At 41.0% G+C, this 20023-nt stretch carries 15 protein-coding genes; 3 read left to right on the top strand and 12 right to left on the bottom strand.

The genetic code is table 11. The features are described from left to right. Positions 1-89: 89 nt before the first annotated feature. Positions 90-1325 carry a multifunctional CCA addition/repair protein gene (locus tag F947_RS04605; RefSeq protein WP_004972751.1) on the top strand — a complete coding sequence of 412 codons (1236 nt, stop codon included), beginning with the start codon at positions 90-92 and terminating at the stop codon, positions 1323-1325. 170 nt (positions 1326-1495) lie between these two features. On the opposite strand, the gene epmA is transcribed toward F947_RS04605, so the two are convergent. After that, the gene (gene epmA, locus F947_RS04600; protein WP_004972748.1) at positions 1496-2476 is read right to left on the bottom strand and encodes an EF-P lysine aminoacylase EpmA; all 981 of its coding nucleotides are present in this window, start codon (positions 2474-2476) and stop codon (positions 1496-1498) included. Then, positions 2473-3540: a 4-phosphoerythronate dehydrogenase gene (locus tag F947_RS04595; RefSeq protein ID WP_004972744.1), complete on the bottom strand. Its 1068-nt coding sequence runs from the start codon at positions 3538-3540 to the stop codon at positions 2473-2475. Before F947_RS04595 ends, epmA begins: the two co-directional genes overlap by 4 nt. Positions 3541-3591: 51 nt before the next feature. On the opposite strand from F947_RS04595, the gene F947_RS14905 reads away from it, so the two are divergent. After that, the gene (locus F947_RS14905) at positions 3592-3723 is read left to right on the top strand and encodes a hypothetical protein (RefSeq protein ID WP_256732322.1); all 132 of its coding nucleotides are present in this window, start codon (positions 3592-3594) and stop codon (positions 3721-3723) included. 26 nt (positions 3724-3749) lie between these two features. On the opposite strand, the gene purL is transcribed toward F947_RS14905, so the two are convergent. The 4 genes from purL to F947_RS14590 form a co-directional block, all read right to left on the bottom strand. Continuing rightward, positions 3750-7586: a phosphoribosylformylglycinamidine synthase gene (purL, locus tag F947_RS04590; RefSeq protein ID WP_004972737.1), complete on the bottom strand. Its 3837-nt coding sequence runs from the start codon at positions 7584-7586 to the stop codon at positions 3750-3752. Between the two features lie 331 nt (positions 7587-7917). Beyond that, entirely contained in the window at positions 7918-8685 is a 768-nt protein-coding gene (locus tag F947_RS04585; protein WP_004972736.1) for an OmpA family protein, read from the bottom strand. A 2-nt stretch (positions 8686-8687) separates the two neighbouring features. Continuing rightward, positions 8688-9647, bottom strand: coding sequence for a type VI secretion system-associated protein TagF (gene tagF / locus F947_RS04580; RefSeq protein WP_004972733.1), 960 nt, complete (start codon positions 9645-9647; stop codon positions 8688-8690). A gap of 37 nt (positions 9648-9684) precedes the next feature. Next, positions 9685-9831, bottom strand: coding sequence for a hypothetical protein (locus F947_RS14590; protein ID WP_154648275.1), 147 nt, complete (start codon positions 9829-9831; stop codon positions 9685-9687). Positions 9832-9960: 129 nt separating this feature from the next. Here F947_RS14590 and F947_RS14465 point away from each other — a divergent pair. Further along, a protein-coding gene (locus F947_RS14465; RefSeq protein ID WP_099046178.1) for an IS4-like element ISAba33 family transposase occupies positions 9961-11051 on the top strand; the annotation gives its coding sequence in 2 pieces (ribosomal slippage) (positions 9961-10501 and positions 10501-11051; 1092 coding nt in all). On the opposite strand, the gene tssM is transcribed toward F947_RS14465, so the two are convergent. The 6 genes from tssM to F947_RS04545 form a co-directional block, all read right to left on the bottom strand. After that, positions 10946-14698 (bottom strand): type VI secretion system membrane subunit TssM, encoded by a 3753-nt coding sequence (tssM, locus tag F947_RS04570; RefSeq protein ID WP_004972727.1) that lies wholly within the window; start codon positions 14696-14698, stop codon positions 10946-10948. The two genes, F947_RS14465 and tssM, sit on opposite strands and share 106 nt — an antisense overlap. Positions 14699-14723: 25 nt before the next feature. Then, entirely contained in the window at positions 14724-16151 is a 1428-nt protein-coding gene (locus F947_RS04565; RefSeq protein ID WP_004972725.1) for a hypothetical protein, read from the bottom strand. Further along, positions 16145-17146 carry a type VI secretion system baseplate subunit TssG gene (gene tssG, locus F947_RS04560; protein ID WP_004972723.1) on the bottom strand — a complete coding sequence of 334 codons (1002 nt, stop codon included), beginning with the start codon at positions 17144-17146 and terminating at the stop codon, positions 16145-16147. The genes F947_RS04565 and tssG overlap by 7 nt, the downstream gene beginning before the upstream one ends. Then, positions 17110-18918, bottom strand: coding sequence for a type VI secretion system baseplate subunit TssF (gene tssF / locus F947_RS04555; protein WP_004972719.1), 1809 nt, complete (start codon positions 18916-18918; stop codon positions 17110-17112). Before tssF ends, tssG begins: the two co-directional genes overlap by 37 nt. 12 nt (positions 18919-18930) lie before the next feature. Then, positions 18931-19407: a type VI secretion system baseplate subunit TssE gene (gene tssE / locus F947_RS04550; protein WP_004972715.1), complete on the bottom strand. Its 477-nt coding sequence runs from the start codon at positions 19405-19407 to the stop codon at positions 18931-18933. 81 nt (positions 19408-19488) lie between these two features. Further along, a complete protein-coding gene (locus F947_RS04545) occupies positions 19489-19992 on the bottom strand; it encodes an Hcp family type VI secretion system effector (RefSeq protein ID WP_004972712.1) in 504 nt (167 codons plus the stop codon). Between the last annotated feature and the right edge of the window lie 31 nt (positions 19993-20023).

The following is a 20023-nucleotide window of genomic DNA, read 5'->3' as shown; positions in this document are numbered from 1 at the left end:
CCTATATTTCTGAGTGACTGACTCAGAATTATAGACTTGAGAAAACCTCTATTCTGTAGCATGATTGCTTGAAGAATAGAGGTTTTTTCATGCAAGTTTATTTAGTAGGCGGTGCAGTTCGAGATCACTTACTCGGGCATCCCTATCACGAAAAAGATTATGTTGTCGTTGGCGCAACGCCCGAACAACTTTTGGCTCAAGGCTTTCAACCTGTGGGCAAAGACTTCCCTGTTTTTCTTCATCCTGAAACCAAAGATGAATATGCACTTGCTCGCACTGAGCGCAAATCTGGACACGGTTATCACGGTTTTGAATTTCATACCGACCCAAGCGTGACCTTAGAAGAAGATTTAATCCGTCGTGATTTAACCATTAACGCCATGGCAATGGATAGTGATGGCAATGTCTACGACCCTTACGGTGGACAGCAAGATCTGTGCAATAAAGTGCTGCGCCATGTTTCCAATGCTTTTGTAGAAGACCCGTTACGGGTGCTGCGTATTGCTCGTTTTGCAGCACGTTATCATGCTTTAGGCTTTGTGGTTGCACCTGAAACCTTGTTATTAATGCAAGAGTTGGCAGAATCTGGTGAGTTACATGCGCTGACACCTGAACGCGTATGGAAAGAAACTTCACGTGCCTTAATGGAAGCACGTGCCGATGTTTATTTTGAAACATTGCGTGCCTGTGGTGCTTTAAAAGTTTTATTTCCTGAATTAGATGCTTTATTCGGTATTCCACAGCGTCCTGAATATCACCCTGAAATTGACAGTGGTGTGCACACCATGATGTCACTACAACAAGCCTGTCGTGCCAATTACTCACTCGATGTACGCTTTGCAGTGTTATTGCATGATTTAGGCAAGGCCTTGACCCCTGCCGATGAATTACCACGGCACATTATGCATGAAGAACGTGGGATTCGACCTGTAACGGAAGTGTGTGAACGCCTGCGCGTACCGACCAATACCAAACAACTTGCACTTGCTGTATGTAAAGAGCATTTAAAATGCCACCAAGCATTGAGCTTAAAGCCTGGCACGTTATGGCGCTTATTACAGCGTTTGGATGTCTTGCGTCGTCCTGAGCGTGTAGAAGCCTTTGTACAAGCCTGTGAATGTGACTCTCGTGGGCGTTTAGGTTTGGAAGATCGTGACTATCCGCAAGCGAGCTATATTTTGGAAGCGATTCAAGTGGTACGCAGCATTAAGGCGCAAGACTTACCTGCCGATGTCCAAGGCCCCGATATTGGTGAAATGCTGATTGAACGACGCATTAAAGCGATTGAGCAATTAAAGGCACGTCACTTGGCTGCTACTGCTTAGGCTATTTAAGTCTATAGAACGTCATTACATGCGTTCTTTGATCTATCATTCTTAACCTATTTAAGTCAGCCTAAATTTCTGATCGAAAAGCCGTAATCTTCTAAAATATAGAAGCTACGGCTTTTTAGCTCAAATAAATCCTTCTTGAAATAAGAAACTGTCTTTTGCTTTTAGGCAAGCTGCGCAGGAAAGCTAATCACTTGCTCTAAACGCATCTGCTCAGTTGCAATCATCAATAAGCGATCTATGCCCAAGGCGATACCTGAACATTCAGGCATGTTCGGCAACGCAGCCAATAAATATTCATCAATTGGCATCACATGTAAACCAAGTTGTGCGCGTTCTGCATTATCAGCTTCAAAACGAGAACGCAGCACAGTAGCATCAATCAATTCATCATAGGCATTGGCAAGCTCTAAACCTTCGATATATAGCTCAAAACGGGCTGCGACCAATTCCCCATCATCATCTGTTCTGGTTTTAGCCAAAGATGCTAATTCAGGTGGAAAATCGGTTAAAAATACAGGAGCATCAAAGCCCAAACTTGGTTCTACAAAATGTGAAAACAATAGGTCGATGTAGCCTAGACGGTCATCACCCAAATCCAGATGCAAACCCACACGATGACAGCAGTCTTCCAATTGTTGCAGACTTGCCTGTAAAGGATTTAAATCCAAACGATCCATAAATGCGTGTTTATAACTCAACACTGTTGGACGTACTTCGCCAAAGCGTTGTTTTAACGTCAGATTAAGTAAATCTGTCACCTCAAACATAAGCTCTTTCAGGCTAAATTCGGGACGATACCATTCCAACATGGTAAATTCGCTGTTGTGTTTACGTCCATGCTCATCATCACGAAAAACTTTGCAAATTTGATAAATAGCACCACTACCACTGGCCAATAAACGCTTCATGGCAAATTCAGGTGAGGTCTGTAAATAGTGCGTATGCAATTTGCCCTGCACATGGCGCTGTGCTTGCACTGAAGCCAAATGCACATCTGTCACTCCTGCCTGTGACAAAATTGGCGTTTCAACTTCAAGTACTTCACGTTCCGCAAAAAACTGGCGTATTTGTGCATACAATTGTGCACGTGCGCGCATGCTGTTTAAGTCGCAAGTTGGTTGATATTGGAGATTTGAACTCATGCTTGCGGGCCTCCGTGTGCTGCCCATTCACGACGCAGAGGATAGGTTTTTCTTAAATGATCAAAAGCCTGCTGCTCAACTTTGCCCGCTTTGACACAGGCACGTAAATTGGCATCATCCTGTGCAATATCATAAATTTGACTTAAATGTGCATGCAGACTATTTTTCAAATCTTGGGTTTTGAAATATTGCGCGCAGCTTGGCAATTGAGTTTCAAATTGTTTTGTGGCATCTAAACCAAAATTTTCACAAAAAGCCTGATAAATCATTTGTGTGCCGCGTGCCTTGCCTTCTAGGCTATACCCTGCAATATGCGGGGTTGCCAAAGCAAGCAAATCTAATAATTCTGCAGAGATTTCAGGTTCATATTCAAAAACATCTAATACCACTAAACGCTGAGTATGTTGAATATCCTGCATTAAAGCCGCTTCTTCTACCACTGGCCCACGCGCTGAATTAATCAGAATGGCTTGAGGCTTCATACATGCCAAACGCGCTGCATTAATTAAATGATGAGTAGGATGTTCACCAGTTTCTGTTAATGGCACATGAATGGAAATTGCATCTGCCTGTTGTAATAGTGCATCTAAGTCACATTGCTGCACATTGGGCAACTGCACAAATGGATCGTATGCGATGACATCCCAACCTAATAATTGTGCCATTTTGACCAAGCGCGAGCCGACATTGCCCAGTCCAATAATGCCAAGTTTAAAGTTTTGATTGGCATGTAGTAATTCAGGCTCGAGATGAAGCAATGCGGTAATCACATACTCACTCACCGCCTGCGCATTACAACCTGCCGCATTTGACCATGCAATGCCCTGCTGCTCGATGGCTGGGATATCAAGGTGGTCTGTGCCAATGGTCGCGCTGCCAATAAATTGAAGCGCGGTCTGTTGAATCAATGCTGCATTCACTTGGGTGACGGAACGAACTAGCAGCGCATCAGCATCTTGCACATCTTGATGCGTTAGACGGCGTCCAGCCTTGTGCTCTATTTCTGCCAAATCTGCAAAGAAATAATCGGTATATGCCAGATTTTCATCTGCAATGATTTTCATAACGCCATCCCATGTGTGTTTGCTTGTTTATGATAGCTTGAGTTGTCTAGGATGACTATGATTGTTGAGATTAATGCAGAATTGTTGAACAGCAAGCCGACGATTCATTTAGGTGGAAACATGCACGTCTATATAAAAGTTGCATATTCACAGCAAAAAAATCAGCCACCCGAAGGTGGCTGACTGCTATAGATTAAGCGAGTAAAATCTTAACCAATAAATTTACGCGCATTGCGGAACATACGTAACCATGCACCATCTTCAGTCCATTCTTCAGGTTTCCAAGAATGTTGAAGCGCACGGAAATTACGTTCAGGGTGCGGCATCATAATTGTTGCACGACCATCTTTTGAAGTTACGCCTGAAATACCTTCTGGCGAACCATTCGGGTTCATTGGATAATGTTGAGTCGCATTTCCGTGGCTATCGACATAACGTAAAATCACTTGGTTGCCTGCGTTCAAGGCTGCCAAATTAGCTTCTGGTGCAACGACGCGACCTTCACCATGTGCCACTGCGATTGGTAAAATCGAGCCTTCCATATCTTGCAATAATACAGAGTTTGATTTTTCCACACGGACGTTAACGCTACGCGCTTCAAACACTTCTGAAGTATTGCGATGGAAACGTGGCCACGCTTCTGCACCTGGAATGAGTGGTGCCAATTGTGACAACATTTGACAACCGTTACAGATACCCAGTGAGAACGTTTCTTGACGGTTAAAGAATTTCTCAAACTGGTCGCGTAATTTCGGGTTGAACAAGACTGACTTCGCCCAGCCACCGCCAGCACCTAATACGTCACCGTAAGAGAAACCACCACACGCCACTAAGCCTTCAAAGTCGTCTAAATCGACACGCCCTGCAAGCAAGTCACTCATGTGTACGTCAACGGTGTTAAAGCCGACTTTGTCAAATGCTGCCGCCATTTCTACATGACCGTTTACGCCTTGTTCACGTAAAATCACCATGTTAGGACGACGTGTGTTGATGTATGGCGCTTCAACTGGCTCATTTAAGTCAAATGTCGGTTGAGCAATTAAGCCTTTGTGGTTTTTGTCTGTGATCAAAGCAAATTCTTGATCAGCAGTTTCTGAGTTGTCACGTAAACGCTGGATTTGGTGTGATACTTCACTCCAAGCCGCTTGCAAATCGGCACGTTCAAGCACCAAGCCATTTACAGCAAGTTGGTCTGTGCTATTAACTGTACCGACTACCGAAATCGCATCTTTCAAAGTAGATGCAGCAACTTCAGCAGCTAAGTTAGCCCAGTCTGCTTTAGAGATTTGTAGTACTGCACCAATTTCTTCAGCAAACAATGCCGCAACAGATTGATCTTCTAACGCCACACCTAAACGTGAAGCGAACATCATTTCTGTTACAGTTGCCAATAAACCACCATCACCAATGTCGTGATAAGCTTGAATCAAGCCACGGTTATTCCAGTCTTGTACCAAAGCAAAGAATGCTTTGAATTCGTCAAAGTTATCGACATCTGGTGTTACTGAACCAATAGCTTTATACACTTGCGCTAAAATTGAACCGCCTAAACGGAACTGACCTTTAGACAAGTCAATACGTACCAATACTGAATCGGTATTTTTCAATTCAGGGGTTAGTGTTTTACGTACATCGGTCACTGGTGCAAATGCAGTAATTACACCTGACATTGGTGAAGTTACAGATTTATCAACACCTTCGTCATTCCAAGTGGTACGCATAGACAATGAGTCTTTACCTACTGGAATTGCAATTCCTAGCGCAGGACACATTTCCATACCAATGGCTTTTACACCTTCAAACAAAGCTTGGTCTTCGCCTTTTTGACCTGCTGCTGCCATCCAGTTTGCAGATAATTTAATGTCGCTGATCTGGTCAATTTTGGCTGACATGATATTGGAAATAGATTCTGCCACTGCCAAACGCGCAGATGCTGCAGGGTTTAATAAAGCTACAGGTGGACGTTCACCCATCGCCATTGCTTCACCTGTAAAGCCTTGCAAGCTGGTAGTGGTTACTGCTGCATCTGCAACAGGCACCTGCCATGGGCCAACCAACTGATCACGTGCAACCATACCTGTAATTGAACGGTCACCAATCGTGATTAGGAATGATTTAGAAGCAACAGTTGGATTCTTGATGACACGGTAAATCGCATCTTTCAGATCAGTAACTTGAGCTGCATCAAAATCATCACCTTGACGCTCAATGCTTTCATAAGAACGGCTCATGCGTGGCGTACCACCTAACAAGACCTGCATTGGCATATCTACAGCTTTGTTATTGAACAGTGGATCTTCAACCGTTAAATGACGCGCTTCTGTCGCTTCACCCAATACTGCAAACGGACAACGCTCACGCGCACAGATTGATTCAAATAATTCTAAAGAACTTGGACGGATGGCCAATACATAACGCTCTTGCGCTTCGTTTGACCAAATTTCCATTGGTGACATGCCTGGTTCTAAAGATGGAATCTTACGCAAATCAAGTACAGCACCTAGTTCGTGATCATTCACCAACTCAGGCATTGCGTTCGAAATACCACCTGCACCCACGTCATGCACTGATACGATTGGGTTAGCATCTTCCAAACGCCAGCATGTATCAATCACTTCTTGGCAACGGCGTTCCATTTCTGGGTTTTCACGTTGTACTGAAGCGAAGTCAAGATTTTCACCCATGGTTCCGCTATCTACAGAAGATGCAGCGCCACCGCCTAAACCGATCAACATCGCAGGGCCGCCTAAAACGATTAATAAATCGCCTGGCTGAATTGGGTCTTTTTCGACATGGTCTGGACGAATGTTGCCGTAACCACCTGCAATCATGATTGGTTTATGGAAGCCTTTTACTTCACCATTCACGTTTTGCTCGAAAGTACGGAAGTAACCATTTAACGCAGGACGACCAAATTCGTTGTTAAACGCTGCACCGCCCAATGGGCCTTCAATCATAATTTGTAATGGCGATGCCATACGTGAAGGCTTGCCATAGTTTTCTTCCCAAGGCTGTTCAAAACCAGGAATATTTAAATTCGATACTGTAAAGCCTGTTAAACCTGCTTTTGGTTTACCACCACGACCTGTCGCGCCTTCATCACGGATTTCACCACCCGAACCTGTCGCAGCACCTGCAAATGGTGCAATTGCAGTTGGGTGGTTGTGCGTTTCCACTTTCATTAGAATGTGGGCAGCTTGGCTCTTATATTTATAAACGTAGTGACCTGTTGCAGCATCTTTTTTCGGATAGAAACGCTGCGTGTCAAAACCAACAATCACCGAAGCGTTGTCTTTATAAGCCGACAATACATCTGTTGGTGATTCTTTATAAGTATTTTTGATCATTTGGAACAATGACAATGGCTGTACTTCGCCATCAATTGTCCATTCAGAACCAAAGATTTTGTGACGGCAGTGCTCAGAGTTGGCTTGTGCAAACATCATCAATTCGATGTCATGCGGATTACGGCCTAACTTGATAAATGCTTCGGTTAAATAATCAATTTCTTCATCAGACAAGGCAAAACCAAACTCACTGTTGGCTTTTACCAATGCCGCTTTGCCATCACCCAAAATATCAATGCTATTTAAAGGTTTTGGTTCAGTTTCAACAAATAACGCTGCAGCATCGTTAATGTGGTTAAACACACTTTCGGTCATGCGGTCATGCAATACTTGTTTTACTTCGTTTGAAACGTCTGTAATACCTTTTAAGGTAAACAAAACACCGCGTTCTAGGCGGTGTACAGGCGTATTACAGTTGGCAAAAATATCGGTTGCTTTTGATGACCAAGGAGAAATTGTGCCCACACGTGGTGTCACTAAAATTTGAACTTCATCACTTGCAGCTTGGCGTAATTCAAAAGATGCACCATCGTTTAAAAGCTGTAAAGCAGATTGCTGTTGTTGCTCGTCGAGCGCTTGGTCAAATAAATAAACCCATTGGCTATCGAAAGATTGAACAGAACTCATTGACGCTAAACGGTTTAAGAGTTGAGTTTTCTTAAAAGATGAATGTGCAGGTGCACCGGCAACGATAAACATGCTGATTTTGGCTCCACGGGCTGATCTTTTGGACCATGCCACAATGTGACTTGAAGAGAGCGCATATTCTACTGTGAAATGCCATAATCAGCTAGATGGAAAATGGTTTTCTTGGCGCGTTTCGGCAGTAAAACTTCCGAATGTTGATTTAAAGCCTCTATTTCAGATCAATGTATTCAAGATTCGTGCTTTAAATTGCACAAAGCACTATCACTGTGGAAATTACTGAATGATTGATGCTGTTTTTATTTTCTATGCCATCTGTTTACACACAGATGCTCTCAAAATCAGGACATGACGCTCAACTTCCGCCTTGCTCAATATCAACTAATCAAAGCACCTCAAATTCAATACGTCGATTTTTCTTACGTCCTTCTAGCGTTGTATTGTCTGCGACAGGCTGATTAGAACCTTGACCTTCGGTGCTTAAATGCGTTGCCGTAATACCTTTATCGACCAAGTAATTTTTGACCACTTCTGCACGTGATTGGCTTAACACTATATTTTTATGCGCGTCGCCCGAACTGTCTGTATGTCCAACAATTTTCACTTTTTTGGTGCCAACTTGCTTCAATGCCACAACCATTTCATCCAGAATTTTTTGACCTGCATCAGTTAAAATCGCACTACCCGATTCAAACTCAATAATCCTGTTTTTGAGCGTAGCATCCAGCATCTTTTGTTCATACTGATTCCCTGAAAGCTGCGTGTTTAAACGATAAGGCTGCTGTACCAAAGCCTGAAAGTTTGCTGTCGTAGCTTGAATTTGATGAGCAGCACTCACCTTTCCTATCAAATCAATTTGAGTCCCTTTCACACGTAACTGCCCTTGCGAAATCTTTTTTAAATCCGCTGTAATCATACGCGAGACTGAGTCATCCCAACCATTCGGTGCAACAACTGCACGGACTTGAATTTTATCTAGTACCTGCGTTTCACCATACACAGCTTGCATTTTCGCCAAAATAGCTTGTTTACTTGCTTCGTTTGGCACTACACCTTCTACCACAATGAGCGCTGCATAAGTCAAATGACTTTGGACTAAAAAACACAAGCCAATAAGTAGATTTACGCGAATACGTTTTTGATTATTTTTCATATTTATTCATCTAAAAAAGTTTGTCTAAACAGCTTTAATGCTTGGTTAAGATTCAACTGTCGCTGACAAAGTAATTGTTCTAATGTTGCAAGACCTGCATTTTGTTCTAAATAGGCATCAATCCAAGTGGCTTGAATTAAAGAAACCCAATGTTCACCCTGCATATTTTGAATAAATAGATCGCGCAGCGTCATGACATCAACCCCCTGAAAATCAATGATCAAAATGGGTGCCTCAGAATGTAGTATCCCCAGCAAAATTTCAGCATGATGCGCGCCTAAAAAGCGTCCGATCATGCCCATCCAAAATGCTGCGATTTCAAAGCAATATCGCGGATGATTCAGCGGTAAAATCATCACTTTGTTTAAACGACGAGTGCCATTTTTGAGGACGGGTTGCAGTAAAAGTCCCAACCCAATCATACTCTGAGCCAAGTCATTGACACTGATTTTCATTAATTGTGCCAATGAATGCGTGCTGTGTTTTTCATAAAAGTCTTGGTATTCTTCTGCACTCAAAAGTTGAACCCTATTCGGCAATTGATTCAACAGTTCAAATGACATATTGGGATCACGGATATTGCTTAAGACCTGATTGCGTTGCAATAAATCAGTCCAAATAGCTTTGTAAAAAAACGGCACAAATAATAACTTTTGACTCGGCTGTTCGACCTCAAACAACTGCCCCAGTAGCATTGGAAATGCCCGCCCCGAGCTATCTTGGCTCGCCTTTAAATTAACAGCTAAAAACATTGGTTCTGCTGGATGGGCAATCAAAAAATCTAAAGCAGGCAAAGTTGCATAACGCTGTTTAAAATCTGCGCTCTGCATGGCATGTTCCAGTGCATTACTAATCCACTGATCGAGCTGCTGAATGAGTTCCGATTGCCCTTTAGACTTTATAAAATCACCACGGGCAGGTATTTTTCCATAATATAAAGGTACGGTTTTTACTGCTTGCATACCCACCACGCCTTTTGCCAAGTGTTATTTCTCTTGATCATTGCGGAACGCCTCCCACTTGTGCAGACATTGTAGTTTTAGACTGCGTAGCCGCTGTTTGTGCGGGACTCATTGCTGTCGTTTGTGCAGCAACCACAAGAAGTGCTTTGGTCGTGGTGACTTGATCGACCAACTGCAACCCCACATAACCACGACTTGAACCAATATTGCCCGAGCTATGTCCGCTAATGAGTCGGAAATTCCTTTGTACACGACAAAAAAAGATAACTCACTGAAATAATGGCATAATACTTGTTTTCTGACGACGAATATGATGACACATTTCAATGAGTTATATCTCATCTTAAACAAATATCTAAAGTGGAACAAGTCACATGTAAAATGTTTTACACTGATTATGCTTGCATTAATTGTAAAACAGACATGTAATCTTTCTTCTGCATCTAAAGCCTTACCCATCAAGTGCTTACCACAATCATTTTATCGACGTATACAACGCTTCTTTGCAGATCAGTATTTCGATTATCGTCAAATTTCTCAGTTAATTTTCAATATATTTTCATTCGATAAAGTCCAATTAACTTTGGATAGAACTAATTGGAAATGGGGAAAACGAGATATCAATATCTTGATGTTGGCCATCGTCTATCGTGGAATAGCGATACCTATTGTTTGGACATTGCTCAATAAACGTGGAAATTCAGATACAAAAGAGCGTATTGCTTTGATTCAACGCTTTATCTCCATTTTTGGTAAAGATCGTATTGTGAATGTGTTTGCAGACAGAGAATTTATCGGTGAGAAATGGTTTACATGGTTAATTGAAAATGACATTAACTTCTGTATACGTGTTAAAAAAACTTTATTGTGACCAATCACTTAGCCAAGAATCATAAAATTAGTGATTTATTTCGTCATCTTCAAGTTGGTCAAACTGAATGTCGTAAACGACGTATTTGGGTTGGTCGAGTGAAACTGTATATTAGTGCGCTACGATTAGAAGATGGAGAACTTTTACTTGTTGTTTCTCCTATGTTTAATGCTTCTGCTATTCGTGATTATGCATTACGCTGGGAAATCGAAACGTTATTTAGTTGTCTCAAAGGACGTGGATTCAATCTTGAAAATACTCGTTTAACAGACCCTAGACGAGTCAAGAAATTGATAGCAGTGCTAGCTATCGGTTTCTGTTGGTGCTATTTAACAGGTGAATGGCAACATGATCAGAAAAAAACGATAAAAATAAAGAAGCATGGACGACTTTCAGTAAGTTTATTTCGCTACGGTTTGGACTATGTTCAAATGGCTATTCTACGTTTGATTGGTTTTGGAAAAAAAGAAGAATTTAAGAAAGTGCTAGCAATTTTAAGAAAGAAAAAGCCTGATAGGACAAGGGGCCTATGAAATTTGTCGTGTACAGAGCGGAAATTCACTTTTAAAGATAAAGATGGTTCCGTTTTACTGACCCAAGTCATTTCAAAGTGACCGTTTTGCTCTTTGCGCTGTGCAGCATCAATTAAACGGTTAATGCCATATTCGCCCGGTGCTTCAAAAATAGTATGCGACTGACCGTTTAAATCGACTGCACTAATACGCACGCCGGGAATTGCGCCTGGATTGGGCCACACAAAGTTGACCCATTGTTGAATTCCATTTTCAAACTGCATTCGCTGACCATCAATATCGATGCTATACGATAAAAATTGTGGGTGCTGTAATGGATAAAATTGGAAATTGGATTGATTTGAAACAGCAGATGTTGCAGGCTGATCTAAACGTCCTGTTGCCATACCATGAATTGGCGCAACATATTGCGGAAATGCCATCACAAACTGAGGATTTAAATTTAAGCCTAAATCTTTCCATGTTTTTGAAGTTAAGACATAACCACGACGAATCAACAACGGATCTAAAGTGTCTTTGACAAAGCCAGCAATACTTCCTGTTTCACCAAAAATTTGTCCCATTTCCTGACTGGTTGCCTGTAAAGTCCCCCCTGAATGAAATGGATATTTCTGACCTAAATGTGTTGCAAACGGTTGATAGGCTTGAATACGCCATAATTTATTAATTTCATCTTGTGTCGGTACAATTAAACTTGCAAAAGATTGAGTTAGCGGTGTCATCAACAGTTTTTGTAATAATTGTTGGTCAGCCTCTTTTAAACCCACCATCATTTTTTCATCGACATATTTTTGCGTTGTATTAAAGACCGAGTTTTGATCATGGATGGTTTTTTTGAACAATGCCATTGCACTTGGTCCAATTTCCCCTGCCGTTTGAAGATCATTTAACTTGCTGCGCACCTGTGCAAGGTTGTTCATATACACATCAAACAGAGATTGATCCTGTAAATCGTCACGTTTACGCAGCAGTTGATAAAACATTTGGTATTCTTGAGAAATCGCACCTTGCGCTTTTAGAGCTGCCTGCGCTGCAGCTTTGTCATTAGATTGACGCAGCACTTTGTCTTTAAACCACGCCATAAATCCTTGTTCAGGCACAGCAAGTTCAGCTTGCACAATTGGATTATCCCAATTGGTTTCCACTGCAATACGTTGCAATAACTTGCGAATTGGCGAGTTTTGCGGCTCTCCCAACAGATCAAGCTGTTTCACTTGCTGATTGAACTGATCTGTTTTTGCATAATGGATGCCATTTAGAAATTTCTTCCATTCACTCACATATTCTTGCTGATACAAGCTCAGCAATTGTTTACGGATTTGTTCAGGACTTCCTGAAAAAGTTAGATCATCCGACTGATGACTATTGAGCACCCAATCTTTGCTGTCCGTTGGCTGATTGGCTACCTGATCAATGGCTTGTTCGACATATTCATTCCACGCCTGCTGCGTAAAAATACCAGGCAAAGCATGACTGCCTAAAACAATGCGACTGTGTTGCTCCCCCACAATTTGACTGACCGTAAGTGCAGGAAAACGTACTGCTGCACGCATTTTTATTTCGTTATATACCCGATCTCGTGCAGGCATTCCCTGAATGACCGACAACAGCACTTGACGAGTTTGATCGACCATTTGTGCATCGCTTTCCAGTACAGGAAAATCGTCCTGATGAGCGAGTGTCATGGCATAAGACAGGATTTTTTCTGCCTGCTGAATCATGTCCGTACGTGGCATTTCTCCACGATGAGCATCCAACCAAGTGCGCCAAAAACGTGAAATCTGATCACTTAAATGACTGCTCTCCCGATATTCAGGATTCGTCAGCATTAAATAAGCCTTTAACGCATTATAAGCATCTTGCGGATTTTGCACGGAAGGCTCTAAATATGGTTGAGTTTTCGCAACTTGCTGCGTTTTTGCATGTATATGATGCGCTTTGAGTGTTGCCGCATCTTGTTGGACACGCTGTAAGTATTGCGCGATATTTTGCTGGGTTGGCAACAATACAATCTGCTGAACGCCTTTTAGATATTCAACTTTGAGCTGTTCGCGTAACTTCTTGCCCTGATATAAGCCAAAACTGAACTTAAGTGGACGTTGTTCGGAAAATCCATCCAACTGTTGCAGTCGCGCTTGTAAAATTAATAAGCTTTCCAATTGCGTGGATAAAACCTGCCCAGAAGTTTTTTCCAAACGTACAACTTGATCTAAATCTGCCTGAACATCGGCAATGAGTTGTTGATTATGGCGATATGACCATACCCAAACACTGAGCAACAATCCAACACCAAGCAATGCAGCAGTAAATGCCATATAACGCTGACGTTTTTTCGCAGGATTAATATGTTGTTTCACCAAATGCTGATCTCGCAAAATCACATTGGAAAACAGACCTTGTAAAAAATAGCCATGATTTGGGGCAATCGAACTTTTTTCTTCGTCCTGAAAAGGACTTGCAATCTGCTGCAGTTGAAATTCTTGTGCGATACTTTCTGTCATCGGGCTTTCGATGCTGCCTTCCTGTAACGCACTGGTAAAGTAAAAACCTCGAAAAACAGGTTGGAATTGATACGGATTATCTTCAAATAAAGTCCCAATAAAACTTTTTAATGCTGGCTTTAAAGTTTTAAATTCCAATGGAAATGTCATGACACTCGGCGAAATATTTTGAGCATGACGGCGACTTAAATGTGTGGTGCTCACGCTTTTTAAGCCATCATATAAAATGTTGTAATGTTTCTCGAACAATGTCACGGCATGCTGCGATGAGTTTTGCTCATAAGGCAAAGTCGCGCCCCAAGCCTGATTATATTCTTGCGCTGCATAACAATTGAAAAACTCGGTAAACCCTGCAATTAAATCCATTTTGGAAAATACCAAATACACAGGAACCACAACTTCCAGTCTTTCGGTTAAATCCTGAATTCGGGCACGTAAATTTTTAGCAAGTTTCAACGAATGTTCGGGGCTTTGACTGATTAATTCAGCAATACTCACGATCACAATCAAGCCATTTACAGGGGCTTTGGCTCGGCTTTTTTTAAGAATATTTAAGAAGCCAAGCCATTCTGCATGATCTTCTGCATACACCGAATAACGTCCTGCTGTATCTAGCAAAACGCCTTGGGTAGAAAAAAACCAGTCACAACTTCGGGTGCCGCTTAAACCAGCTGACACCATTTTTTGATGAGTTTCTTCAAATGGAAACTTCAAGCCTGAGTTATAAATTGCAGAACTTTTACCTGCAGCAGGATTACCAATCACCATATACCAGGGCAATTCATATAAGGCAGCATTGCCCTTTTTATCGCCAAGTTTAGATTTACGAATCAACTGGATTGATTCTTTCACTTGTTGTTGAATTGATTGTAATTCTGCCTTGTCTTTATATTGGGTAGAAACAGCCTGATGGTTTTGTTCAATAGCATGGGCAAGTTTTTCACCTTGTTCCGCGTGCTGTTTGCGCTGGATGAGCCAATAAATAACATAGGCAATGACACTCAGCGCATAACTGACTACCAATATCCAAAATATTTTGCGGGGTAGCACTGAATATGTGGATAGCAAGGCAATGAATAAAGATAAAGCAATCATCGCTTTAGGATTACTCATGTACTGCCACAAATAAGCTAAAATAATATGCATGGAATTCTCTTATTATTGTTGTTCATTAATCAGCAAATGCTGCACATGCTCGCTCTGCGGGAATCTCAGAAAAAGTTTGGATGCATGCCTGTAAATTTTGTGTATAAACCAAAGCGGCTTGATGACTTGGGAGCAATGCTCCCAACATCAACCCAAATGGTTTGGCTAAGTTCAGGGTATTTCCGACAGCGGGTTTACAATATAAATAGTGATACGGCTCGACAGGACTTTCTGCGAAAAACTGTTCACATTTTTTCATTGCTTTACGATCCGTAGCATCTTCAAGCATGAATACAAAAGGCGCTTCGGCTTGGTCTAGTGCCAACTCACGCAGTTTTAATATTTCAAATATTTGTTGCACATGAGCTTGATCGGCAAATAGATTAAAAGCCTTGATAGGTCGTTGCTGTTCTAGTTGCACAGCAGTATTTGCAACACACCAACTACTAATAAATTCGGCAGGGAGATAGCTGCTATTGATCCAACATTTTTCATCAATCAATACTTGATCAATTTCAGAATCCACCACAATGATCAAAGCAATTTCATGTGCTTGATGCTGAATACGCTCAAATAATTCCTGTAGTTCCTGTTCGGCAGATAATGCTCTTAGATAATGATATTCAAGGTGAATTTTTTCTAAAATGATGCCCATTTCATCTAAAATACGCTGAATAGCCGTATTACTGTGTGAATCATCCCAAACATCTACAAGCTCTGCAGACAATAAAATATGTAGATTCAGACGATCTAAACGATAGACCTGTTCAAGCTGAGCAAGCTCACCCTGTTCAGTATCTGCCAAACTTAAATCTGTCCATGAAGGATGCATACGATATTCATGTAAATGCTGGCTTTCATAAAATAAACTTGAGCATTTTAGCTGCGCTGAGATCAGACTCAAAAGCGTAATGTGCTGTTCAATTTGCTGTTGAATTAATGCCATGATGCGCTGCTGTCGAAGTGACAAGCATGATTCATCTTGCTCATGCGCACTTCCATCACCGTGCTGTTGATCTAAATCTTCAATGCGATACGAAAGCATCGGCAGCCCATGTAAATTCAGTAAATTTCGATCTAACTTTGGACTGGTAAAATGCTGAATACCTTCCAGAATTGCCTCATTTTCACCTAAAGCACTATATGCAGCTGCTGCATACACATGCAATTTCAAATATTGAGGGTCAACATGAGGCATGGCTGTTGTGAAAAACTGCGCTGAATCAAATTCAGTCTGTGAAGCTTGTTGCCGCTGCATTTTGTAGTGCTGATAAACCTGATAAATAAACCAAGGTGCAAACAAAGCTGCACTGATCAGCATCGGTACAACCAAAAAATATGCAATCAAATCTGTCAATTCAGGTTGATATTGAATATCACGCCAATAATCAATCGCGCCCCATCCAAACAAAATAAAACAGGCAATCCATGTTGCTAAAAACTTCTTCAACATGGCGCACGTCCTATTAAGGCATAGCAAGTTTCAGCATGATGGTCTAATGTCTTAGTAGGCATTAAAAATGCACCTTGCCCCAACCCCATCTCATGTTTTGAATCTAAACACATCGGCTGAATTTCTGTTCGACCTAAAATCAAACGCAAATCAATATGCAAACTTGGATCACACCATGTTTCAATCAGACGTTTTAATTTGTGGCTTAAAGGTTGATCTGGCAAAAAAGCGAGATATTGCGCTCGGCATAAAGGCCCAATTTGAATCTCAATTTTGCCATCCATTTGCTGCATAGTACTTCCACAAAACGTATTCAGCCCGAGCAAACTTGGATTCTTGCCACCTAAGCAGGATTTTTGTTCATCCTGTAACTGAAACTTTTCTTTTACAAATTCCCGAATATGTATTTGCTGCGCAAAAATGCAGGACAAGACCGTTTTTAAGGCATGTGCAGTGTTATTCTGCCCCTGCATGAATCCAGAAAACTCGGCAAAATATTCATCTAAATCAGGCTGTTCATGATGAGTTCTCGAATAACCACTTAACGCATGCAAAATATCGAGATAATCATTTTTGTGTTCTATCTCATAGCGGATGGGCAAGTGATATGCCAAAGTCGCATCGACATATTTTGCGGTCAGTTGATGATTAAATAAGCCTAAAAATGCTTGCGCTTCCAAACGCTGTTGACGCAAATGCTGTTTTAACTGATGCGTATAACTATAAGGCAAAGCCCCTTGTATACCAGTCAGTCCGATCACTAAATTGCTTAGATGAATACGTTGATCCTGATAATGCAACGATTCAATTTCCGCTAATGGAAAACTCAAGCGAAATGAAGGTTCAAAATAAAACGCTGCTGACCAATGGTATTGACCTTGCACTACAGTCGAATGACGTAATAAGCGCGTCGATTGAACAAATTCAAATGTGCCTGGCTGTTTAAAGACTTGATCAATTATAGAAGTGTCTTGCCACCAACGTTCTGCACGCATGGGTAGATCTCCTGTTGATTCAGACTGTCTTTAATGACGACATCCACAAAACTATTGATTTGAACTTTCAGATTAAAAAGATGACTTAATAATTGGCTAAAAATATAAAGACTGTGTCCATGAAAAACACGTGGATCTATACAAAGCTCAGCTTTCACACCCCGAACAAACATAGGAAATGGCTGTGTATTCACTAACTTATGTGTTGTGGAAAAACTGAGTTGTTTGATTGTATCAATCAATACAATATTGTCTTTCGACTGCGGCAAATTGTATAAAGTTAAAAGCTCTTTCACGTGACTCAAAGCATCACCTTTCATTAAAGCCAAAGTATTGAGTGAAAGATGCGAAATAATGCGCCATTGTTGCTGACTATTTTGATCAAATGAAACCGCCAAGGTAGGTCGTTTTAGAATATTGGCACGCCTTGCCAGACGACTGTCATTTAAATGTAGAACATGATTGCTCTGACTTAGCGCTTCATGCGCCAAATCACCGTTGGAACACAGCAAACGTGTACTGATAAAATCCGATTTAACTTCATCTGGCTGCAACTGTTTGGAAATAATCGAATAGCTGATTGGCATCATTTTATTTTGCACAAGCTGATAATGCAGCGTATAAAAAAATTGAGTTTGATCTGGATGATAATGACTCATGGCAAAAAATGGCAAAACAGGCAAATGAGTTGCAGCCTGCCGAGTCTTTTCGCGCAGCATATTCATTTCGATCACTGCATAAACTTGATATAACTCAGGGTGATGCGCATCTGTAATCAAGGGATAGTGTAATTGTGTATGTAAAATCTTTTGCGGTTCTGCCTGCTTTTCAAACAGGTTAATTGCAGGTGTACTAAACAATTTAAAATTTGCGACATTCAATGCGGAATAATTGCGTAGAAGTGCCTGATTATTCAAATTCAGTTTGAGATGAATCAATATTTCAAAACTATTTTGCTGCTGCAAGTGTTCATTTAAAACACTCAAATCAAAGTTTAAATAATGAAACTTTTCAGGAAAACAAAAATACTCCATCAATAAACGATAAGCATGATGCGTGTATTGATCAATCGGCAATAAACTCTCTTGTTCGCTAAATCCCATCACGGTAAATGGGTTGCGAATATCAGTTACGCTTTGTCCAACACGAAGGGAAAAAGCTGTTTCCTGACGAAAAATACCATCTAAAACTTGTAGGGGAAAATTAGAAAGAGCATCCAAATAGATCGGTAGTTTTTCATCTAAAATCCAGCTGTGTGCATCATTAAAAATTTCAAATTTCAGACTTAAAGTTGCATTCTGATTCAAATTCAGATGTACACTTGGTGAGGTCTGAAATGCCAAATCCGTTATTGCAATCGGCAATAAACGCACATCTTGACTGGTGTTAAATTCACATTGTACGCCTTTAAAACTACGTGACTTTAATGTAGTTTTTGCTGGAATTAACTGTGCTGCAGTCAATTGTTTCAATTTATCGCGCTCATCAAAACTCACCACCGTACACGCGGGAAAATGACGTAGATACTGCGGAAACATCACCTCAAACAAAGAATAAGTAAAAACCTCATAACTGTCTGCTAATTTTTTATCAATACGTGCAGCAATAAAGGAAAATGCCTGAATGAGACGCTCGATATGCGGATCATCAATTTGCTCTTGATTTAACGCGAGTCGCTGTGCAATCTTCGGATATTTCTCTGCAAATGCTCTAGATTGTTGACCGAATTCTTGTAATTGTTTTTCATAATACGGTAAAAGTTGCTCTATCACAGTGGACTCCCACTAAGCTCGGGCAGAAATAACATATTGTTGTGTTGTGGGTTTGAGTAAGGCATCAAAAAAAACAGGCTCATACAATGGGTGAATATTTAAATAAGCTTGAATACTTAAACAAAGCGCGCCCATGTTGTGTCCATCAAATAGCATGTCAACTTTAATCTGCTTCAATCTTGGTTCGTGCGCTGTAATGGACTGCTCAATCGATTGACAAATTTTATCGCGATCTAAAGGGTTCGCTGTCGACAATCCAATAAAGTCAATAATGCCAAACTGCAAAATCGATTTTTTAACGAGTGGGAACTCATCCATATTTCGATCAAACTTTGCAATTCGACTATTCAGCAAATCTTCTAAATCACGTGCAACTGACTCGCGCAATTGCTGAATCGACATCCCGCTTAATCCGTTTTCTTGTTCAGCGAACAAACGATCAAATAAAGTTGATCTAAAACCATAAGGATATAAATGATCTAAATTCATGATGATCACGATAATCTTTGAGAGATTTTGAGAAATTAGAGCTGAGGTGCTATGACCTCAGTCTAATCACCCCATGCTTGATTAAGCAGCGTATGAAGCTGTGTTATTGGACAACGACCACTTTTTCGTCACTGCACCTTTTGCAGTGCCATTAATGTCTTGTTGGTTATACGTCCACTCAACTGCTGCATATTTCAAACCAAATGTTTCAGCCGGAACGCCCTCTTCATTTACAGTAGGCGTCACACTTGAAACCAAAACATGCTTCAATTTGATTTGTAAGTACTTGATTCGCTTATCGCCATTGGCACGATAATAATCAATTTGCACTTCATCGAAGGTATAACCCGCAGAACACGCTTCCCATAATTTAGGACTGGTTGCATCTAAGTCTTTCACAAAAATCATATCTGAATGTTCAACTCGTTCAGCGGTATGACCACCAACGCTACTTGAGGTCGCAGATTTAGGTTGACGAATGTGATGTGACCAAGAGTTCACTTCAAGCCAACCTTTGTGTTCAGCATCTCGTGATTCTCCATCGACTTTGTACTTGCCGCGAAACTCAACATATATATCTTTCATTTATAATTGACCTCTATTTTTATATTTAAAG

The organism is Acinetobacter towneri DSM 14962 = CIP 107472, from assembly GCF_000368785.1.
Taxonomy (GTDB): Bacteria; Pseudomonadota; Gammaproteobacteria; order Pseudomonadales; family Moraxellaceae; genus Acinetobacter; species Acinetobacter towneri.
The sequence above is the reverse complement of the archived record's forward strand: the minus strand, read 5'-3'. Positions and strand labels throughout refer to the sequence as shown.